Genomic DNA, 17195 nt, shown 5'->3' with positions numbered 1-17195 from the left:
GTCACATCGCTCCTTTTCTACGCTGTTTATAAAAGATATAAGCAAACACCGGAGCGCCAATGAATGCCGTAATGACACCGACCGGTAATTCAGCCGGCGAAATAATCGTTCGTGCTACAAGATCACAAATGATGAGTAACGAGGCCCCATTGAATAAGGATAACGGTAGAACGTGTCGATGATCGGAACCCCAAAGCATCCGTGTCATATGCGGTACAACTAAGCCGACGAAGCCAATTGTTCCCGACACCGCCACGGCAGAACCCGTCAACACCGAACCACCAAGCAGAATCATTAACTTACGTTGTTTTACATTGACTCCAAGGTGATGCGCACGTTCTTCACCAAATAGTAAAGCATTCAACTCGCGACGATTCAGCCACAACATGAACGACCCGATGATGAAAAATGGCAGAACCATCGTAATATATTTCCATCCACGCATCGATACGCTACCAAGCAACCAACCTACAATTTGGCGGAGTTCTTCTTGCGTTAATGCAATCATCAGCGACAGTACCGAGCCAAGGAATGAGCCAAATATGATTCCTGTTAATATAATCGTTTCCATTTTCATTGAACGGTCGACCAGACGCGCGAAACCGATTACTAGAAACATCGTCAAAGCGGCACCGATCATACTAAATACGGGTAAGGTGAATGCGCCAAGTACCGGTAGCGAAATACCAAAAAAGAGTGTGATCACGGCGCCGACAGAGGCACCGGATGACACTCCGAGGGTGTAAGGATCAGCTAATGGATTTTTCAGTAGCCCTTGGAAAGCGGCTCCTGAAATAGCAAGTGATGCACCGACAATTCCTGCCAGTAATACACGCGGCATCCGGATCTTCCACAATATATTACTTGCAGTCGCATCTGAATGATTCCATAGCGTCTCTATTGGTATTTTCACTGTACCGATCGATACGCCGAGCCAGATTGCCACAAGCAATGTGGCAATCGACACGACATAGGCGAGAGCGGTTTTATTCACCGAATACCTCAGGATAGATTGCTTTCGCAAACAATTCTAATCCATCAGCTAAGCGTGGACCTGTACGGCTTGTGATATCTTCATCCAGTTGAATGACTTGATCTTCTTTGATCGCAGTCACCGCATCAAACCCGTCACGCGTTTTAATATTTTCTACGACGTTTGGAACGTAGCTATACATAGCCAAAATAACATCCGGATTTTCATCTACAATCGTTTCAGGGCTGATCATAATCCAACCTTCTTCTGTCACGATGTTTTCAGCGTGAATCATATCCAAGAATTGCTGTGGGAACGTCCCTTTTCCTGGTGTATAGATCTCAGGTGCATCGGAGTTTTCAACAAACACGCGCTTCTTGTCTGTAATATCCGCTGCTTTCTTTTCGATATCTGCAATTTTTGTTTTCATATCTTCGACGATTTGATTAGCTTCTGCATTTTTGTCCATCACTTCACCAATCATTTCAATCGATGCATACGTCTCGTCAAATGTACCCGCATTCGGAACGACGATCACTGGAATGCCAGCGTCACGAATTTGGTTCAAACCTTCTTCACTTGAACCCATCATCATTTCGTGTGCAAATACTGCTTCTGGCTGCAATGAAATCACTTTTTCCACATTGACCGTGAAGTCCCCTACTGTATCAAGTTCTGCTACTTCTTCAGGAAAGTCATCGTTTTCTGTTACAGCGATTACTTTATCTCCTGCATCGATACCAAATAAAATTTCTGTGTTGCTTGGAATTAATGAAATTACAGTTTCAGGTGCTTGTTCCAATGTAATTTCTTCGCCCGCTGCATCTGTCAGCGTATATGGATAACTTGTTGTATCCGTTGATTGTGTATCTGTTTTCGTTTCTTCGCCAGCTGGATTTTCATCTGCCGGTGTTTCTTCTTTTTTGCTGTCGTTGCCGCATGCTGCAAGTACAAGTACCGCAAGCATCGCCGTCAGCAAAAGTTGCCAAAACTTCTTCATGTGTGTTCCTCCTTTGATATGTGTGTTTCATTACGCGATCCGCAGACATTAAAAAAACCCTTCGATAGGTCGAAGGATGAGGTGGGATGAAATCAGGGTGTGATTTCTTCCACTGTACCTATCCTCGTAGGTTGCTGCGGAACTTCATTTTCTTAAAAAGGCAGGTGACCTGGCTTGTGCATAGCACGTACAGTGGCGGGACCGCATCGGATTTGAACCGATTTCGCTTTTCATCTCGTTAATTAGAGAACCTTTTCGAAAGATATGTAATTATGACTTATTATAGCGATAATAGTGTTGGTTGTACAGGGGGTAGGCGGAGATTGGAACGTGTTTGGGAGTGAGGCTCCAGCAGGGGGACGCTTTCCTGAGGGGCCGCGATGAGCCCTCCCGAACGCGTCCGCCTGGAACGCAGCGAAACGTTGCTCTCCCCTTCCTCCTCAAAAAGCGAAAACAAAAAAGCCAAGCAGTAAACCCGCTTGGCCACTTTCAACATATTACATTCTTTCAGGTGCTTCGACGCCTACCAATTTCAACGCATTCGCAATCGTCGTTTTCGTTGCCGTAATCAAAGCCAAGCGTGCTTCGGAAAGCTCCTTGTTCTCAGGATCCAACACTTTGTTCGCATTATAGAAACTATGGAAGCTTGCTGCTAGCTCTTGGATATACGTCGTCACACGGTGCGGTGCACGCATGCGAGCCGAGTCGCTAATGAGTTTTGGGAAATCTCCAAGCTTCTTCAACAACTCTAATTCTTTTTCATCTTGCAATAGCGTGACGTTCTCTGTCGACGCCACTACGTTTTGCTCTTTCGCCTGACGCAAGATCGAACAAATTCGCGCGTGCGCATATTGTGCGTAGTACACAGGGTTTTCGTTGGATTTGGAAACAGCCAAGTCCAAGTCGAAGTCCATTTGTGCATCACCTGAGCGCATCGCGAAGAAATAACGTACAGCGTCTAGGCCGACTTCTTCTACGAGTTCACGTAGTGTGACCGCTTTTCCTGTGCGCTTGCTCATCTTGAACTTTTCTCCGTCTTTATAGAGCTGAACCATTTGTGCCACTTCTACTTCTAGCGTATCGCGATCATAGCCAAGTGCTTGAATCGCTGCTTTCATACGCGGAATATAGCCATGGTGGTCTGCTCCCCAGATGTTGATGAGTTTATCAAATCCGCGACTCAGTTTATCTTGGTGATAAGCGATGTCCGGAGTTAAGTATGTGAATGAACCGTCTTGTTTGATCAGTACACGGTCTTTGTCGTCACCAAATGTAGTCGAGCGGAACCAAGTTGCACCGTCTTCTTCATAGACATGGCCATTTTCACGAAGTTTAGTAAGCGCAACTTCGATCTTGCCGTTGTTATATAGTGACGTTTCCGAGAACCAGTGGTCGAAATGAACGCGGAAATCTGCCAAGTCTTTTTTCAGTTTGTCCAATTCGATATTCAAGCCGTGCTCACGGAAAAATGCAAGTCGCTCTTCTTCTGACACATGGACGTACTTGTCGCCATATTGTTCAACGAGGCCTTTTGCGATTGTGATGATATCTGCACCGCGATAGCCGTCTTCTGGCATTTCTTTTTCTAATCCAAGCGCTTCGAAATACCGAACGTCAATAGATAACGCTAAGTTATTTATTTGATTACCCGCATCATTGATATAGTATTCGCGCGCTACGTCATAGCCTGCTTTATCGAGAATATTACACAATGAATCCCCTAGTGAAGCCCCGCGTGCGTGCCCTAAGTGCAAGTCGCCTGTTGGGTTTGCTGAGACAAATTCAACTTGGATCTTCTGTTGCTGTCCGCTGTCTGAACGTCCGTAATCTGCTCCTTGGTCAAGGACAGATTTCACGATATCTCCAAGACTGTCTGTTTTCAAACGGATATTGAGGAAACCAGGTCCAGCAATTTCGATAGAGTCGATTGCGGTGTTCGTCGTATCCAAGTTCTCTAGAATACTTTCCGCAATTGCACGTGGTGGTTTTTTCGCTAGTTTCGTCAACTGCATCGCAATGTTCGCTGCATAGTCTCCATTTTCTTTACTTCTTGGTGATTCCAGTTTGATTTCTGGAATATCTGCACCTTCTACTAGTTGTGCTTTTTCAATGGCTTGGTGCAATGCTTCTTTAATTTCATGTTGAATCTGCTCTACTGCATTCATTGTGTTACCTCCGAGTAGGTTATTGTCAAATGGTATTTCCCTAATAAACTTTCATCTGAATGTAAGTCGTACGCTACCGTAAAGCGTCCAGGTACCCACTCCAGTTGATTCGTACGAACGGCTAAATCCATAACTGCAGGACCATTGCCATATGTACCGAAGCGTATGTCATCCTGTCTGAAAGGCAATCGCATCTGTACGCCGCCCTTGCGCATGATGAAGGCATCTTCAGCATGTAATTTCACGGTCGTCCGGACTGCTGGCATACCTTCAGTTCGTTCTTCAAATAATAAATACGCCTGTCCTTTTTTCTCAATGATTTCACCAGTTGCCTGCATCGTATGCGTTTCTGCTTGCTGATCTGGATGTTGAATAACGGAACGGAGCTGAACTTGCATTTTTAGCGCTTCCATTCGTTCACCGCCTTAAGTAAATATATCCACTCATTATACACTTCTTCCGACACCAGTTTCAATGTTACGCATCTAAACTTTTCTCACAGTCCGTTTAATCCGTCCAGAACCGTACCATACTGTCAAAAGACACTGAATGGAACGGGATGTGATGAGCAATGAAACGTACCGATTATATAAAATCAACAAATCGCAGAAAGTGGAAAAGGGTTGCATTATCCCTGTCGATCACGTCCATAGCTGCAATCGTAACTGTCTTAATCGCCCTTCGAATATATGCTCAAGTACTTGGTGCGCCTTCACTGAGCGTACCAAAGGCTTCATTGTTCCTCGATCATAGTGGACATCAGATCGGGGATCATTTTTCACAACATAGACGTTATTGGATGAAGCTGTCCGATATATCTCCTTTTCTTACGGAAGCTTTTGTAGCAACGGAAGACAAGAAATTTTATTCACATAATGGATTCGATTATAAACGACTTGCTGGTGCAGTTCTGAAAGACGTCAAAACAATGAGTAAGGCACAAGGTGCGAGTACGATTACCATGCAATATGCGCGGAATTTGTATTTGACGCACGAAAAGTCTTGGACACGGAAAATCCATGAAGCGCTGTTTGCTTATCGACTGGAAATTTTCTATGACAAGGATACGATTTTGGAAGGTTATTTAAATACCGTCTACTTCGGGCATGGAATGTACGGCGTGGAAGCGGCTAGTCGATTTTATTTCTCCAAAGCCGCGAAAGAGCTGACATTGGAAGAAGCCGCTACGATTGCAGCCATCGCAAAAGGACCTTCCGTTTATTCACCTTTAGATAACCCAGAGAATTCTCGCAACCGCCAACTTCTCGTACTTGATCAGATGGAGGAATATGATTATATTTCAACTGCGCAAAAGGAACGCGCGGTCGAAGAAAGAATCGTGCTGAAGACAGAGAGTTGGAAAGATATGAAACAAGTGGCTCCATACTTTTTGGATGCTGCATGGCAACAGGCGGAAGACATCCTCGCGTCTAAAGGGCGAGTACCTGCTGAAGGTGGCTGGCAAATCCGAACGACGTTGAATCAACAGCACCAGCAAGCGGCGGAACAAGCCATTAAACAAGCGATGCCTGCAAATGATCTGCAAGTTGGATTCATTTCTATGGCTGCTGACACAGGATTCGTCACGTCGATGATCGGTGGTGTGGATTTTGGTGATAGCTCCTTCAACCGTGTGACACAAGCGAAACGTCAGCCAGGATCTGCGATGAAGCCGATTCTCTATGCGGCTGCACTCGAAAAAGGGATGAATCCGTTAACCTTTATGACAGCAGAAAAGACGCTATTTACGTATGACGACGGTCGTTCAACCTACGAGCCGAGCAATATTAACGGAGAATTTGCGGCGAAGCCGATTTCATTAGCACAGGCGATTGCGATATCGGATAATATTTATGCAGTCAAAACGCTTGAGCAGGTCGGTTACAAGCCATATACGAAAATGGCGCAGCGACTTGGCGTCGATGTCGCGTTTCCTGAATCCCCAGCGGTCGCGCTCGGAACTTCAGATGTGACATTGCTTGAGATGACGACAGCGTATAATCGCATTGCGTCAAAAGGTAAACAAGTCGAACCTCAATTGATTCTATCGATTACGGATGCGAACGGAAAACTGGTATATGAGCATTCTTCAAAGAAACCGAAGCAAGTGATGTCGGAACAAGACACGTTTGTGCTGACGCATTTAATGACAGGTATGTTCGACCCCGTCTTTAATGATTATTTAACTTCTACAGGATTGTCGATGCGCCCGAAACAAACACGACCTTATGCAGCGAAGTCGGGAACAACGATATCCGATCAGTATTTAATTGGATTCTCTCCCACCTTGACAGCGGGCATCTGGACAGGCTTCGACCGCGGCAAACAGCTCGAGGACTTGGAAGATAAGTCTGTCTCCAAAAAAGTCTGGATTGATTTCATGGAAGCCGCGCATGAAGGGACAGCCCCACAGCCATTCCTCCCCTCTTCTGGCGTGCAAGGTGTCATTGTCGATATCGAAACTGGCGGAATTGCAGTCAATGAGTGTCCAAAACAACGATTAGTCTATGTGAAGGATAAGGATGTTCCGAAAAAGTTATGTACGGATCGCTCGTTGAGAGAACAACATTCTGGAGAAGAGGAAAATTCTAAAATGGAGTTGTTCCCGTTTTCGTTTTTTGAGTGATGATGAGTGAAGTGATAGTGAGGATGGGATGAGCTAAGAGCGGTTGCGCGTGCTGTATGAGCCGTCGACGTGGCTGATAGAGCGAATAGCAGGCTTGATAGAGCGCTCGGCCGCTCTGATAGGGCGGTTAGCGGCCGTGATAGGGCGGATAAAGCCTCCGATTGAGCATTTGCAGTAGCAGTAGCAATAGCGCCCCCACTTCTCTATCCATTGAAAAAAGCCACATTCTCCGTATCCGCGGAGAGTGTGGCTTTTTTGACCGATATGCAGTGATCGAATGAATCCGCACTGCTTGGGTTTGTGTTTTATCAAACAATTGTCTGCATAACGGGTGTCCTAGATTACAGCGCAAAGCTGTATATTTAGTTTACTTCCTTTTATGCAGACATTCAACCTCAAAGAGGAGGTAATGCAAATTGTCACATTTTTGACTTATTTGACGAGATTTGAAGTTTTGATTCCAATAAATTTTCAGCTTACTCCGTGCGTAAACCTTCGTGTAATTCAGGTGTACTGCGTTCCCATAGTTCCGCATTATGCGATTGGAGGAAGTCCCTCAAGATATTTTTTGAACGATCGTCCATTTCGTCTACCATGATTTTACGCTTCATTGATTTGTCCATGCGGTTGACGTGATCTGCCAGTAATTTATAGCCGCGTCTCTTTTCACGGTTGACCACCATCTCACAAGCCGTAATTCCTGCATAATACGGTCCTTCTTCACGGTAATCAATGGTAACCCAAACTAACCAGTACGGCTTTCCACCTTCAGAATCTTTGCGATCTGTCGTAAATTTGATTCCGCGCTCCGTATCACTGCGAGCATGCATAGCGCCCATTTCCACTTGCGCTGTACCTTCTTCGACATCGATGATCACGGGTGAGATGTTTTCCAATGATAGTGACCCGATACCGAATCCCTTATGACCGTCTGTCGGGTCATTTTTTATGATAGTAAAACCTAACTTCGGTTTTGAATTTTGTTCACTTGCCATGTAAATCGCCCTCCGTCTCTGTTATTATATGTACTATACCTGAATTTTCTGCTAAGGAGGAAATGAAATGCCATACGTAACGGTAAAAATGCTTGAAGGTCGCACAGACGATCAAAAACGTGCACTATGTGAAAAGGTTACACAAGCGGTTGTAGAAACAACTGGTGCTACTACTGATAGCGTAACAGTTTTCATTGAAGAAATGCCAAAAAACCATCTTTTTAAAAATGGAAAACTTATGAGTGAACAGTAAAATCAGCAAAAGGATTCTCATCGTGAGAATCCTTTTTTATTGCTACATGTAACCTACTGAACTTACTTGCATCTCTTCAATGAAATCAAAAGCTTGTTCCATTTCCTGATCGGTGAAGTTCAATTTATTTTTCACAATACGTACTTTAGCAATTTGATCCTCTTTATCGAGTTGATCGAAAAACAACAACGTCGAAACAAGTTCCAAAAATCGAGACGACTTTTCATTCAATCGCTCAATACAACCCGGCAGCTGCTCTTTTGGTGCGTCTGCTGTCGAAATGAATTTAGAGCCTTCATCCGTCACTTGATAGCAATATTGCTTATATGACCCCTTGTCCTCAAAGCGTTCTGCCAAAAAACCCATCTCGCATAATTCTTCCACTCGCAATGTCAGTTCTTCCGAATAAGGACCGTACATATGGAGTTCGTATTTCTCCGCGAAAGGGAAATTCATCTTTTTCAATATATACACCATCTTTTGCATCTTCTTACGGCCATTTACTTCATTCGCCAACGATATAAACTGAACGATTTTTGCATGCTCTTGCAGCAAGTCCCGCAACCCCTCTCTTAACCTCTCAACAATTCCAAAATCTTCTCATGCAACGGGTTTCCATCTATCAACAAATCTTCAGGATAATAAATTTTATGGTCTGTTCTGCGTTTTCCTGATATCGCTTCTACCACATCCGACATGCGCGACAGTTCACGCAAATCACCATTTTCTAGTTGTAAATAAATCGGGACACGCTCATTCTCTTCACCCGGACGGTAAAAGTCATAAGGCAAATCAGATGAAGAATCTGTCACCAAATAATATTCTGGATCGAGCCCAGCCTCTTTGAATAACGTGATGAGTTCTCCGAATTTCATATACTGCACTGCCGGATCGAACTCCGCATACTGAAATAAACGTCTGTTCACGAAACGATCGCATAAATCAGCTAAAATCGTATCGTTCTCTTCCATCCACAGCTGGAAATACGTCAATAACACGCCCTCATCAAGGGCTATGTACTCTTTCAATTTGAACTCTTGCGCGAAGAATGAAATGAAATGCATCGGCTCTTGCTTAAATGCATACCCGTTTTCGAATAAAAACTTCGCTCTATGCAAAATTTTAATCAGAATCACTTCTGCGCTACGCGATACTGGATGGAAGTACACTTGCCAGTACATTTGGTAACGACTCATAATATAATCTTCCACTGCGTGCATACCGCTATGTTTAATGACTACTTGTTCCTCAGTCGGACGCATGACGCGCAAAATACGTTCCATGTCGAAGTGGCCGTACGATACGCCTGTGTAATACGCATCGCGCTGAAGATAATCCATGCGGTCCGCGTCAATTTGACTGGAAATCAAGCTAACGACCAATTTATCCGGGTACGTTTTGTCAATGACATCTGCAACTTTTTGTGGGAAATCTGGCGACACACGACGCAACACTTCATGGACTTCTGTCTGTTCCAATAAAATTTTCTGAGTGAATTGTTCGTGATCCAGATTGAATACTTTTTCAAATGCGTGAGAAAACGGACCGTGTCCGAGGTCATGCAACAGCGCTGCACATAGGGCAACGAGTCGTTGTTCTTCGTCCCACTCTTCTCTTAAGCTGAAGCCGTCGTCAAGAATGCGCCGGACGATTTCATAGACGCCAAGCGAGTGCTGGAAGCGGCTATGTTCTGCGCCGTGGAACACTAGGTACGTGGTGCCGAGTTGGCGGATCCTACGCAGGCGCTGGAATTCGCGCGTGTTGACCAGGTCCCAGATTACGCGGTCGCGGACGTGTATGTAGCGGTGCACGGGGTCTTTGAACACTTTCTCCTCGGGCAATTTTTCGTATTGGTACGTCATGTCGTCACCTCATCCTTCATTCGCTACAGTATAACAAAAAACGACGTGAGGTGACATAGTACTCTATGACGGATTTTAAACGGTTGGTGTTGGAATGTGTTTGTAGAAGAGAGTGACTTAGTGTCTACTTTGGGATGGAAGCTCCAGCTGGCGGACGCTTTCCTATGGGCCCGCGGTGAGCCAACTAGTCACTGCGTTCCTTTAGTTGTCTCACCTGATCGGGCTGATCCATCAGGAGTCGCCACCAGCTTCCGCTTCCATCCTACCTATTGAGTGGGAGTTACTTAGATTGCTCCCTGGAGTTAATATGTAAGTTATTATTGTGACTAAACCTATTTAAGTTCAAGTTCAAGTTCAAAACAGATTACAATCCTAACTTCAATGCCAACAAGAAGTATCACCCGCTTACAACGTAAGGGATTGGAGCGAGAGCCGTAGCGGAGGACGGCTTTTGCGAGTAAAAGCGAAGCGTTAGGAGCACATCTTTGCACTAGGAGGCGGCGACTCGGGGAGGATCAGTGGGACAGGTGAAACACCCGGCGAGCGAAGCGAAAGCCGTAGCGTAGTACGGCTTTTGCGAGTAAAAGCGTAGCGTTAGGAGCACATCTTTGCACTAGGGGTGTGGTTCACCGCCCACCCTCCCGAACGCGTCCGCCTAGAGCGCAAATCCCCTCCCCAACACCCCGCCAGCCTACCCCCGCTAACTTTACTTAACTCCCACTCACCCAAAAAATCTGCCCATTTTATTACCATCTTCATAGAATTTTGTAACTCTCTGAATAAAAGATTCGTTTCGTGGTCATAATGGCAGTAGAAAGAGAGTACAAGACAGGAGGCATGGAGATGGTGAAAGTTAGACAAGATGCTTGGTTAGAACGGGACGATGAATTATTGGCAGAGACGGTGCTACGACATGTAAGAGAAGGAAGTACACAGCTTGGTGCATTTGAGGAAGTAGGCGACGCACTAAACCGAACAGCCGCGGCTTGCGGATTCAGATGGAACGCTGTCGTACGAAGAGAATACGAGGAAGAACTCGCCGAAGCAAAGAAAGAGAGAAAGCAAACGTTGCGTGTGCTAGGTACAGATTTTAAAAGACGCAACCAGCAAATGTACAACCCAGAAGCAGGTCCGGATGGCCAGGAAAAAATCCAGGTTCCCCTATCCGCCCTATCCCTCGATACCGTCATCGCGTATTTAATTCGTATGCATCATAACGGTGGTGCAGATACAGATGCACTTCGTTGGAGACAGACGGCAAAAACAGCGACCGAGCAAATGAAAACGCTGGAAACACAAATAGACAATCTGAAAAAAGAGAACAAAACGTTGAAAGAAGATTACGAGCAATTCGTCCAGATCATGAACCGAGCACGTAGACTAATCGCATTGAATGAAGAAAGCGAACACATCGCACCGTTATTTAAAATGGAGCCAAATGGAAATTTAGTCGCATCAAAAGAGCCGCCAATCGATAACTGATTGGCAGCTTTTTTTCGTTCTATGATAACATCTTTTGATTTCGTTCAAAGACCCGTTGCAAATAAAAGCCGTACAATTCCATTTCTTCATCCGTCAAGCCGCCATGCCGCACATCGTCTGTCAACGAACGCAATAATAACTGTAGGCGAATGACTACTTCATTGACGGTCAATTGCGTATCAAGAATTTCTGATAACGACGCCATAGTATCAGGCTGAATCACAGGATAGCTGAATTTTGTCTGCTCACCTTGCAATCCCGTCTCATAGACTTCTCGAATCATCTCCGCACGTTCAGATCCACTGCCTTCTATGCATAAATACACTTGTACAGCGACTCCTTGACGTAGACGACGTTGGGAAATGCCTGCGAACTTCTTGCTATCCACACTTAAATCGTATGAACCTGGACAATACGAACCGACGATTTCATAAGCTTTAATCCGTTCGCCGAGTTCTGGAAATAGCAACTGAACTAGCGACAGCATCGCTTCGTAACCTACGGGAATATCAATTGAAGATTTCTGTTCCGAAAAAATGAGCGAGATATTCAATATCCCATTATCTAATACCACGGCAAGGCCACCTGAATTTCGGACAATCGACTGATAGCCGTGCTGCGCTATTCCTTCCATTGCTTGCTGGATGTAAGGCATTCGATGATCTTGAATTCCTAAGACCACTGTATGATCGTGCACCCATGTTCTAACGACGGGGACACTTTTTTGCTGTCCGACTAATTGACATAATGTATCGTCCATGGCGAAAGATTCAAGCGCTGAACGATTACGCGCCGAGATCGATTCGTCGATAAAGCGCCAAGCCGGTTGATTCAATAAATGTTTATCTTGTGACATGTCTAGTTCTCCTATAGTTGTTAATCTGGATTGTATGTAGACGTTTCACAAACTTGGAGCCTGTAATTATAGGCTTTGAGCTGCTGTGATGATAGACAATTTGTACACGTCTTCTGCAGAACAGCCGCGTGACAAATCGTTGACAGGACCATTCAAGCCTTGAAGAATCGGTCCAATCGCTTCATATCCACCAAGACGTTCAGTCAATTTATAGCCGATGTTGCCGGCATCCAAAGTTGGGAAAATAAAGACATTTGCATCGCCTTTGATGACGGATTCAGGGGCTTTCTTCGCGGCTACACTTGGTACGTACGCTGCGTCAAATTGGAATTCTCCGTCGATCAATAGTTCAGGTGCCAATTCCTTTGCAATTCTAGCGGCTTCTACTACTTTTTCCGTTTCTTCTGTTACAGCAGAACCTTTAGTCGAGAATGAAAGCATTGCCACACGCGGATCGATTCCGAATGCCTTTGCCGTCTTCGTACTTTCCACCGCAATTTCAGCTAACTCTTGTGCTGTTGGATTTACCGTGATAGCACAATCTGCAAAGATCATACGCTCTTCTTCCTTCATCATAATGAAAGCACCGCTTGTTTTAGTAATACCAGGTTTCGTCTTGATGATCTGCAATGCCGGACGAACTGTATCTGCCGTCGAATGTGCAGCCCCACTCACCAAACCGTCTACACGTCCTGTATAGATTAGCATAGTTCCGAAATAGTTTACATCTTTCAATTGCTCGCGTGCTTGTTCAATTGTGACTTTCCCAGCACGACGTTCCACGAACTTTTCCGCTAACTCATTAAAATAGGAAGCGCTTGCAGGATCGATCAACTGAATTTCGGAAATATCGAAACCACCGTCTTGCGCCACTTTTTTTACGGTCTCTTCATTACCTAATAATACCGGTGTAATGATCCCCTCTTGCTGAAGATGTACAGCCGCTTCTAGTATTCTAACGTCTTCCCCCTCAGGCAATACAATGGTCTTTCCTTTGCCTTCCAACGTTTTACGAATACCTTCAAAAAGATCTGCCATGTGTAATTCCCACCCTTTGTTATATTTTCCTATTCATCATACCTGAAAATCTAAATTAATTCACTAAGAAATTCCAAGTTTTCAGACAGTTGTCGGATTAGTGCATATTTTCATCGTATATAACGTACGCGCCATCTTATTCCTTAACGACCACAGACCGTTTATGATACACTTGAAAAAGAAACTACTTTGATTTAAAAGGAGACTGAATTCAAGTGAACGAAGCAGCTATTACATTAGACGGTTGGTATGTACTTCATGATTTTCGTACGATGGACTGGGCTTCTTGGAAACTGATTTCAAAAGAAGAGCGCCAGGCAGCAGTCAATGAATTTCTAACATTTTTGGACCGTATGCAAGAAGCGGATGACGCTAAAACAGGCAGCCATGCTTTTTATACGGTAATTGGCCAGAAAGCAGATTTCATGCTTATGACATTACGTCCAACAATGGATGATCTTCAACAATTAGAGGCAGAATTCAATAAATTAACGATCGCAGATTATACGATCCCAGCTTATTCTTATGTATCCGTAGTCGAGTTGTCGAACTACCTTGCAGGCGAGTCGGACGAAGACCCGTACCAGAACCCATACGTGCGCGGACGTTTGTATCCTGAATTGCCACGTAGCCAATACATTTGTTTCTATCCGATGGACAAGAAGCGCGAAGGCGACGATAACTGGTACATGCTCGACATGGACAACCGTAAGAGTTTAATGCGCAGCCATGGCATGATTGGCCGAGGCTATGCAGGAAAAGTGAAGCAAATCATTTCCGGTTCAGTCGGTTTTGATGATTACGAGTGGGGCGTCACGTTGTTCTCTGATGACGTGTTGCAGTTCAAGAAACTCGTCTACGAAATGCGTTTTGACGAAGTTAGCGCACGCTACGGCGTGTTCGGTTCGTTCTTCATCGGTACGATTCTAGAAGCCGACAAGCGCGCAGCATTTTTTGAAGTATAATAAATAATTACGAAGCCGCGAACGCAACTGTTCGCGGCTTTTTTTGTCTGGAGGAAAGAGTTAATTTGGCTAGTGGTTCGGGATTGAAGCTCCAGCTGGGGACGCTTTCCGGTGGGCGTGGCTTGAGCCCATAGCTGTCAATTTAAGAAATAGGTGTACTTTTTTCAAAAAGATGGTAAAGATACATACCATCTTTTTTGAAAGGAGTTCTTTTTATGTCTATCAACCATCATTTTGACATGCTTGAACAATTACTTTCATTGATCCATCCTGAAAGAGTGGATGCGTTGGCTAAGGAAACCGGTTTTATCAAGCGTAAAAGACAAATTACTGCTAGTGATTTTCTTACACTCCTCTTTAAAAGTCACGGAAATTTACTAGACTCTTCCCTTCAAGAACTTTGTGTAAAGTTGAGTCTGGATCAAGACATTTCTGTCAGTCGAACTGCTATTGACAAGAAATTCACGCCTGAAGCAGCGGAATTTTTACTTCGATTGATTCATGAGGTAGTCATTGTACAGAATCAACTGGATTTGTCATCACTACTAAATCAAGACACACTTCCATTTACTAGTATACGCGTTATGGATTCTACATTTGTGAGTGTGCCAGATCATTTGAAATCGCGTGCTAAAAATACACATCAACAGTCAGCGAAGGTGCATTTTGAATTCGATCTACTTTCAGGTCAATCAACATTCCTTAAAGTGGATTTCATCCATATCAACGATGCTAAAATGGGAAGTCAGAGGCTTCCTTATGTAGTCGAAAACGAGCTTTGCATGCAAGATTTAGGCTATTTTAGTTTTGAACAATTTAAAAAAATGGATCAATCGGGTGTATTTTTTATATCAAAAACACGAAATGATATGTATCTGGCATACAAAAATCCCTATCCTACTTATCATAAGAATGGAAAGCCAGTAAAAAGTAGTCAATATCATCGAATTGATCTAGTCGAGCTGTGTAGAAATTTACAACCTGGAGAGTATTTAGAGTTAGAGGATGTGTATTTTGGAGGTGAGGCCCACTTTCCTGCACGTTGTATTATTTTTTCCCATGGGGAAAAGCAAATAGAAAACAGATTAAAAAAGATTGACAGAAGAACAACGAAGTCAGGAAAAGAACCCAAACAGGTAATACGTGATTTGGCAGGGATCACGGTATATATGACGAATCTACCTATATCAATTTCTGAAAAACAGGTGACGCTGTTGTATCGGCTTCGTTGGCAAGTCGAACTTCAATTCAAAGTATGGAAATCTTATATAAAAATTGATCATTTTAAATTGGTAAAAAACCCACGTTGGTTGTGCCATTTATATGCCACTCTTCTCGTGTGTATAATAAGTCAATTCATTGCGTATCAAATACGGAACATCATTTGGGAGGAAAAAGAGATGGAAATTAGTGAGATGATTGCCGTACGTACAATCTCGAATGAAGTGTTACCTAAGTTATACGGAATTTTCCACAGAAAAAAGAAGGGATGTATAGTGATCTTCCAAGCAGTGATCCAATTACTTTGTAAAACTGCTAGAAAACCCAGATCCGCCAATGGAACTGCCATACATCACCTTCTATTTAACTGAAAAAATTAATTTTTTACGACACGAGAGCGTCGTTTATTTAGCGTGCTTACAAAGATCTTACCCTTTTAATCAAGCTAGTAAACCATGGATAGTGCATGGGATGCGGTTTATAAATTTACTATCAATTCTTAAGTTGACAGCTATGGTGGCTTGAGCCTCCTCGTACGCTACGCTTCCTGCGGGGTCTCAAGGCGCACGCTTATCCACCCGGAGTCGCCCCAGCTTCCGCTTAAATCCTACATAGTTATTGGTGCTACTTAGAACTCTCATTATCCATAGCAAGTGAATTATTATTAACTTTCAACATAGTTAGGTTCTACATACAACTAAAATTCACAACTTGCACAGGGTCTTGAACTCCACATTCCAAATCTCCATTCATACCTCCTCCTCCTCCAACATAAGATACCAACAAGGAGGTTTTGTTCCACTCTCATCACGATAAACTTCGAAGGAAACGACGTGTATCCCTATAAACGTTCTTCCTTCAAGACCGCCCGCAAGAAATACTACCTTATCTGGAAAGGATGTTAAAATGGTTAATTATTATTGGAATCCCGGCTATGGCCAGCAACAAATGGTACCGCCACAAACTAACCCACAAGGGGGCGGGCCCACTATACCCTTCAGAGAACAATCGTATATCGAGAATATCCTCAGGCTCAACAGAGGAAAACCGGGCGTCTTTCACTTTTCATTCGAACATGCGGTAGAAGCAGGCAAGAACACGAAGGCTGTTACAGGCATGGTAGAAGCTGCCGGACGTGACCACGTAATCCTCAGTGAAGCCGGAACGGGTAGACGCTACTTATTCCCGATGATCTACTTCGATTATGCCGAGTTCCCTGAGGAATTAAATTACTTCGACCAAACGCCATAAGAAAAAAAACCGCTCATCCTGTGTGAGCGGTTTTCCTTTATTATCTACCGAATTTCACTGCGGCAATAATCAACATGATCCAGCCAGCAATGAACGCGACGCCGCCTATAGGCGTGATGGCGCCGAGTATTCCGATTCCAGATAAACTAAGTACATACAGACTTCCCGAGAAAATAATGATACCAGCCAAGATCAAATAGCCGGCCCACGATAGTTGTGTCGATGGTCCAAGCAATGCACTGCTCATCAAAATACCAATGGCAAGTAAGGCAATCGCATGAAACATCTGATATTGTACCGCGGTTTCCCAGACGGCTAAATAGTGTTCGGACAAGCGATCCTTTAATGCGTGTGCACCAAACGCCCCAAATCCAACTGCAATAGCCGCGTTAATAGCTCCAGCAATTATAAAAAACGGCATGAATATTCCTTCTTTCTAACAAATCATATATATCCTGATTCTAGTCTATCATATCGTCAGGGCTAGAATTAACAGGTTTTTGAACGG

Annotated in this window: 16 protein-coding genes and 1 riboswitch; of the genes, 6 read left to right on the top strand and 10 right to left on the bottom strand. The window is 44.1% G+C overall.

The annotated features are described in order from the left end of the window. Position 1: 1 nt before the first annotated feature. The 4 genes from CSV76_RS06425 to CSV76_RS06410 all read right to left on the bottom strand — a co-directional run bounded on the left by CSV76_RS06425 (position 2) and on the right by CSV76_RS06410 (position 4551). On the bottom strand, positions 2 to 994 hold the full coding sequence (locus CSV76_RS06425) for a FecCD family ABC transporter permease (protein WP_099625023.1): 993 nt from the start codon (positions 992 to 994) through the stop codon (positions 2 to 4). Continuing rightward, on the bottom strand, positions 987 to 1973 hold the full coding sequence (locus CSV76_RS06420) for an ABC transporter substrate-binding protein (RefSeq protein ID WP_099625022.1): 987 nt from the start codon (positions 1971 to 1973) through the stop codon (positions 987 to 989). The genes CSV76_RS06425 and CSV76_RS06420 overlap by 8 nt, the downstream gene beginning before the upstream one ends. Before the next feature lie 142 nt (positions 1974 to 2115). Further along, positions 2116 to 2243: riboswitch (cobalamin riboswitch) on the bottom strand. A gap of 227 nt (positions 2244 to 2470) precedes the next feature. Then, positions 2471 to 4138 carry an arginine--tRNA ligase gene (argS, locus tag CSV76_RS06415; protein WP_085428111.1) on the bottom strand — a complete coding sequence of 556 codons (1668 nt, stop codon included), beginning with the start codon at positions 4136 to 4138 and terminating at the stop codon, positions 2471 to 2473. Beyond that, positions 4135 to 4551, bottom strand: a complete 417-nt coding sequence (locus CSV76_RS06410; RefSeq protein WP_085428110.1) for a YwiB family protein — start codon at positions 4549 to 4551, stop codon at positions 4135 to 4137. The genes argS and CSV76_RS06410 overlap by 4 nt, the downstream gene beginning before the upstream one ends. Positions 4552 to 4709: 158 nt before the next feature. On the opposite strand from CSV76_RS06410, the gene CSV76_RS06405 reads away from it, so the two are divergent. After that, the gene (locus tag CSV76_RS06405) at positions 4710 to 6764 is read left to right on the top strand and encodes a transglycosylase domain-containing protein (protein ID WP_099625021.1); all 2055 of its coding nucleotides are present in this window, start codon (positions 4710 to 4712) and stop codon (positions 6762 to 6764) included. Between the two features lie 476 nt (positions 6765 to 7240). On the opposite strand, the gene CSV76_RS06400 is transcribed toward CSV76_RS06405, so the two are convergent. Beyond that, positions 7241 to 7759, bottom strand: coding sequence for a YwhD family protein (locus tag CSV76_RS06400; protein ID WP_099625020.1), 519 nt, complete (start codon positions 7757 to 7759; stop codon positions 7241 to 7243). Between the two features lie 67 nt (positions 7760 to 7826). Between CSV76_RS06400 and CSV76_RS06395 the strand changes: the two genes are divergently transcribed. Continuing rightward, positions 7827 to 8012: a 2-hydroxymuconate tautomerase gene (locus tag CSV76_RS06395; RefSeq protein ID WP_085428108.1), complete on the top strand. Its 186-nt coding sequence runs from the start codon at positions 7827 to 7829 to the stop codon at positions 8010 to 8012. Positions 8013 to 8054: 42 nt separating this feature from the next. Here CSV76_RS06395 and CSV76_RS06390 read toward each other — a convergent pair whose 3' ends face one another. Then, the gene (locus CSV76_RS06390; protein ID WP_099625019.1) at positions 8055 to 8567 is read right to left on the bottom strand and encodes a YwgA family protein; all 513 of its coding nucleotides are present in this window, start codon (positions 8565 to 8567) and stop codon (positions 8055 to 8057) included. A gap of 17 nt (positions 8568 to 8584) precedes the next feature. Next, positions 8585 to 9874, bottom strand: coding sequence for an HD domain-containing protein (locus CSV76_RS06385; RefSeq protein ID WP_085428106.1), 1290 nt, complete (start codon positions 9872 to 9874; stop codon positions 8585 to 8587). 843 nt (positions 9875 to 10717) lie between these two features. Here CSV76_RS06385 and CSV76_RS06380 point away from each other — a divergent pair. After that, a complete protein-coding gene (locus CSV76_RS06380) occupies positions 10718 to 11356 on the top strand; it encodes an RsfA family transcriptional regulator (RefSeq protein ID WP_085428105.1) in 639 nt (212 codons plus the stop codon). A gap of 19 nt (positions 11357 to 11375) precedes the next feature. On the opposite strand, the gene lipL is transcribed toward CSV76_RS06380, so the two are convergent. Together lipL and pta are read right to left on the bottom strand one after the other, a co-directional pair. Next, positions 11376 to 12212 carry an octanoyl-[GcvH]:protein N-octanoyltransferase gene (lipL, locus tag CSV76_RS06375; protein WP_099625018.1) on the bottom strand — a complete coding sequence of 279 codons (837 nt, stop codon included), beginning with the start codon at positions 12210 to 12212 and terminating at the stop codon, positions 11376 to 11378. A 66-nt stretch (positions 12213 to 12278) separates the two neighbouring features. Then, the gene (gene pta, locus CSV76_RS06370; protein ID WP_085428103.1) at positions 12279 to 13250 is read right to left on the bottom strand and encodes a phosphate acetyltransferase; all 972 of its coding nucleotides are present in this window, start codon (positions 13248 to 13250) and stop codon (positions 12279 to 12281) included. Between the two features lie 215 nt (positions 13251 to 13465). Here pta and hemQ point away from each other — a divergent pair, with 215 nt between their 5' ends. From hemQ to gerQ, 3 genes are all read left to right on the top strand, one after another. Continuing rightward, entirely contained in the window at positions 13466 to 14215 is a 750-nt protein-coding gene (gene hemQ / locus CSV76_RS06365; protein WP_085428102.1) for a hydrogen peroxide-dependent heme synthase, read from the top strand. Between the two features lie 215 nt (positions 14216 to 14430). After that, complete coding sequence (locus CSV76_RS06360; RefSeq protein ID WP_099625017.1) at positions 14431 to 15807, top strand: IS4 family transposase; 1377 nt, start codon at positions 14431 to 14433, stop codon at positions 15805 to 15807. Between the two features lie 535 nt (positions 15808 to 16342). Further along, complete coding sequence (gene gerQ / locus CSV76_RS06355) at positions 16343 to 16687, top strand: spore coat protein GerQ (RefSeq protein ID WP_085428100.1); 345 nt, start codon at positions 16343 to 16345, stop codon at positions 16685 to 16687. A gap of 40 nt (positions 16688 to 16727) precedes the next feature. Here the strand turns inward: gerQ and CSV76_RS06350 are convergent, their stop codons facing one another. Next, positions 16728 to 17108, bottom strand: coding sequence for a DUF423 domain-containing protein (locus CSV76_RS06350; RefSeq protein WP_085428099.1), 381 nt, complete (start codon positions 17106 to 17108; stop codon positions 16728 to 16730). Positions 17109 to 17195: the final 87 nt, after the last annotated feature.

The sequence above is a fragment of the Sporosarcina sp. P17b genome (assembly GCF_002743115.1).
GTDB classification, from domain to species: Bacteria; Bacillota; Bacilli; order Bacillales_A; family Planococcaceae; genus Sporosarcina; species Sporosarcina ureae_C.
Note: the sequence above shows the minus strand (reverse complement) of the source record. Positions and strands in the feature narration are given on the sequence as shown.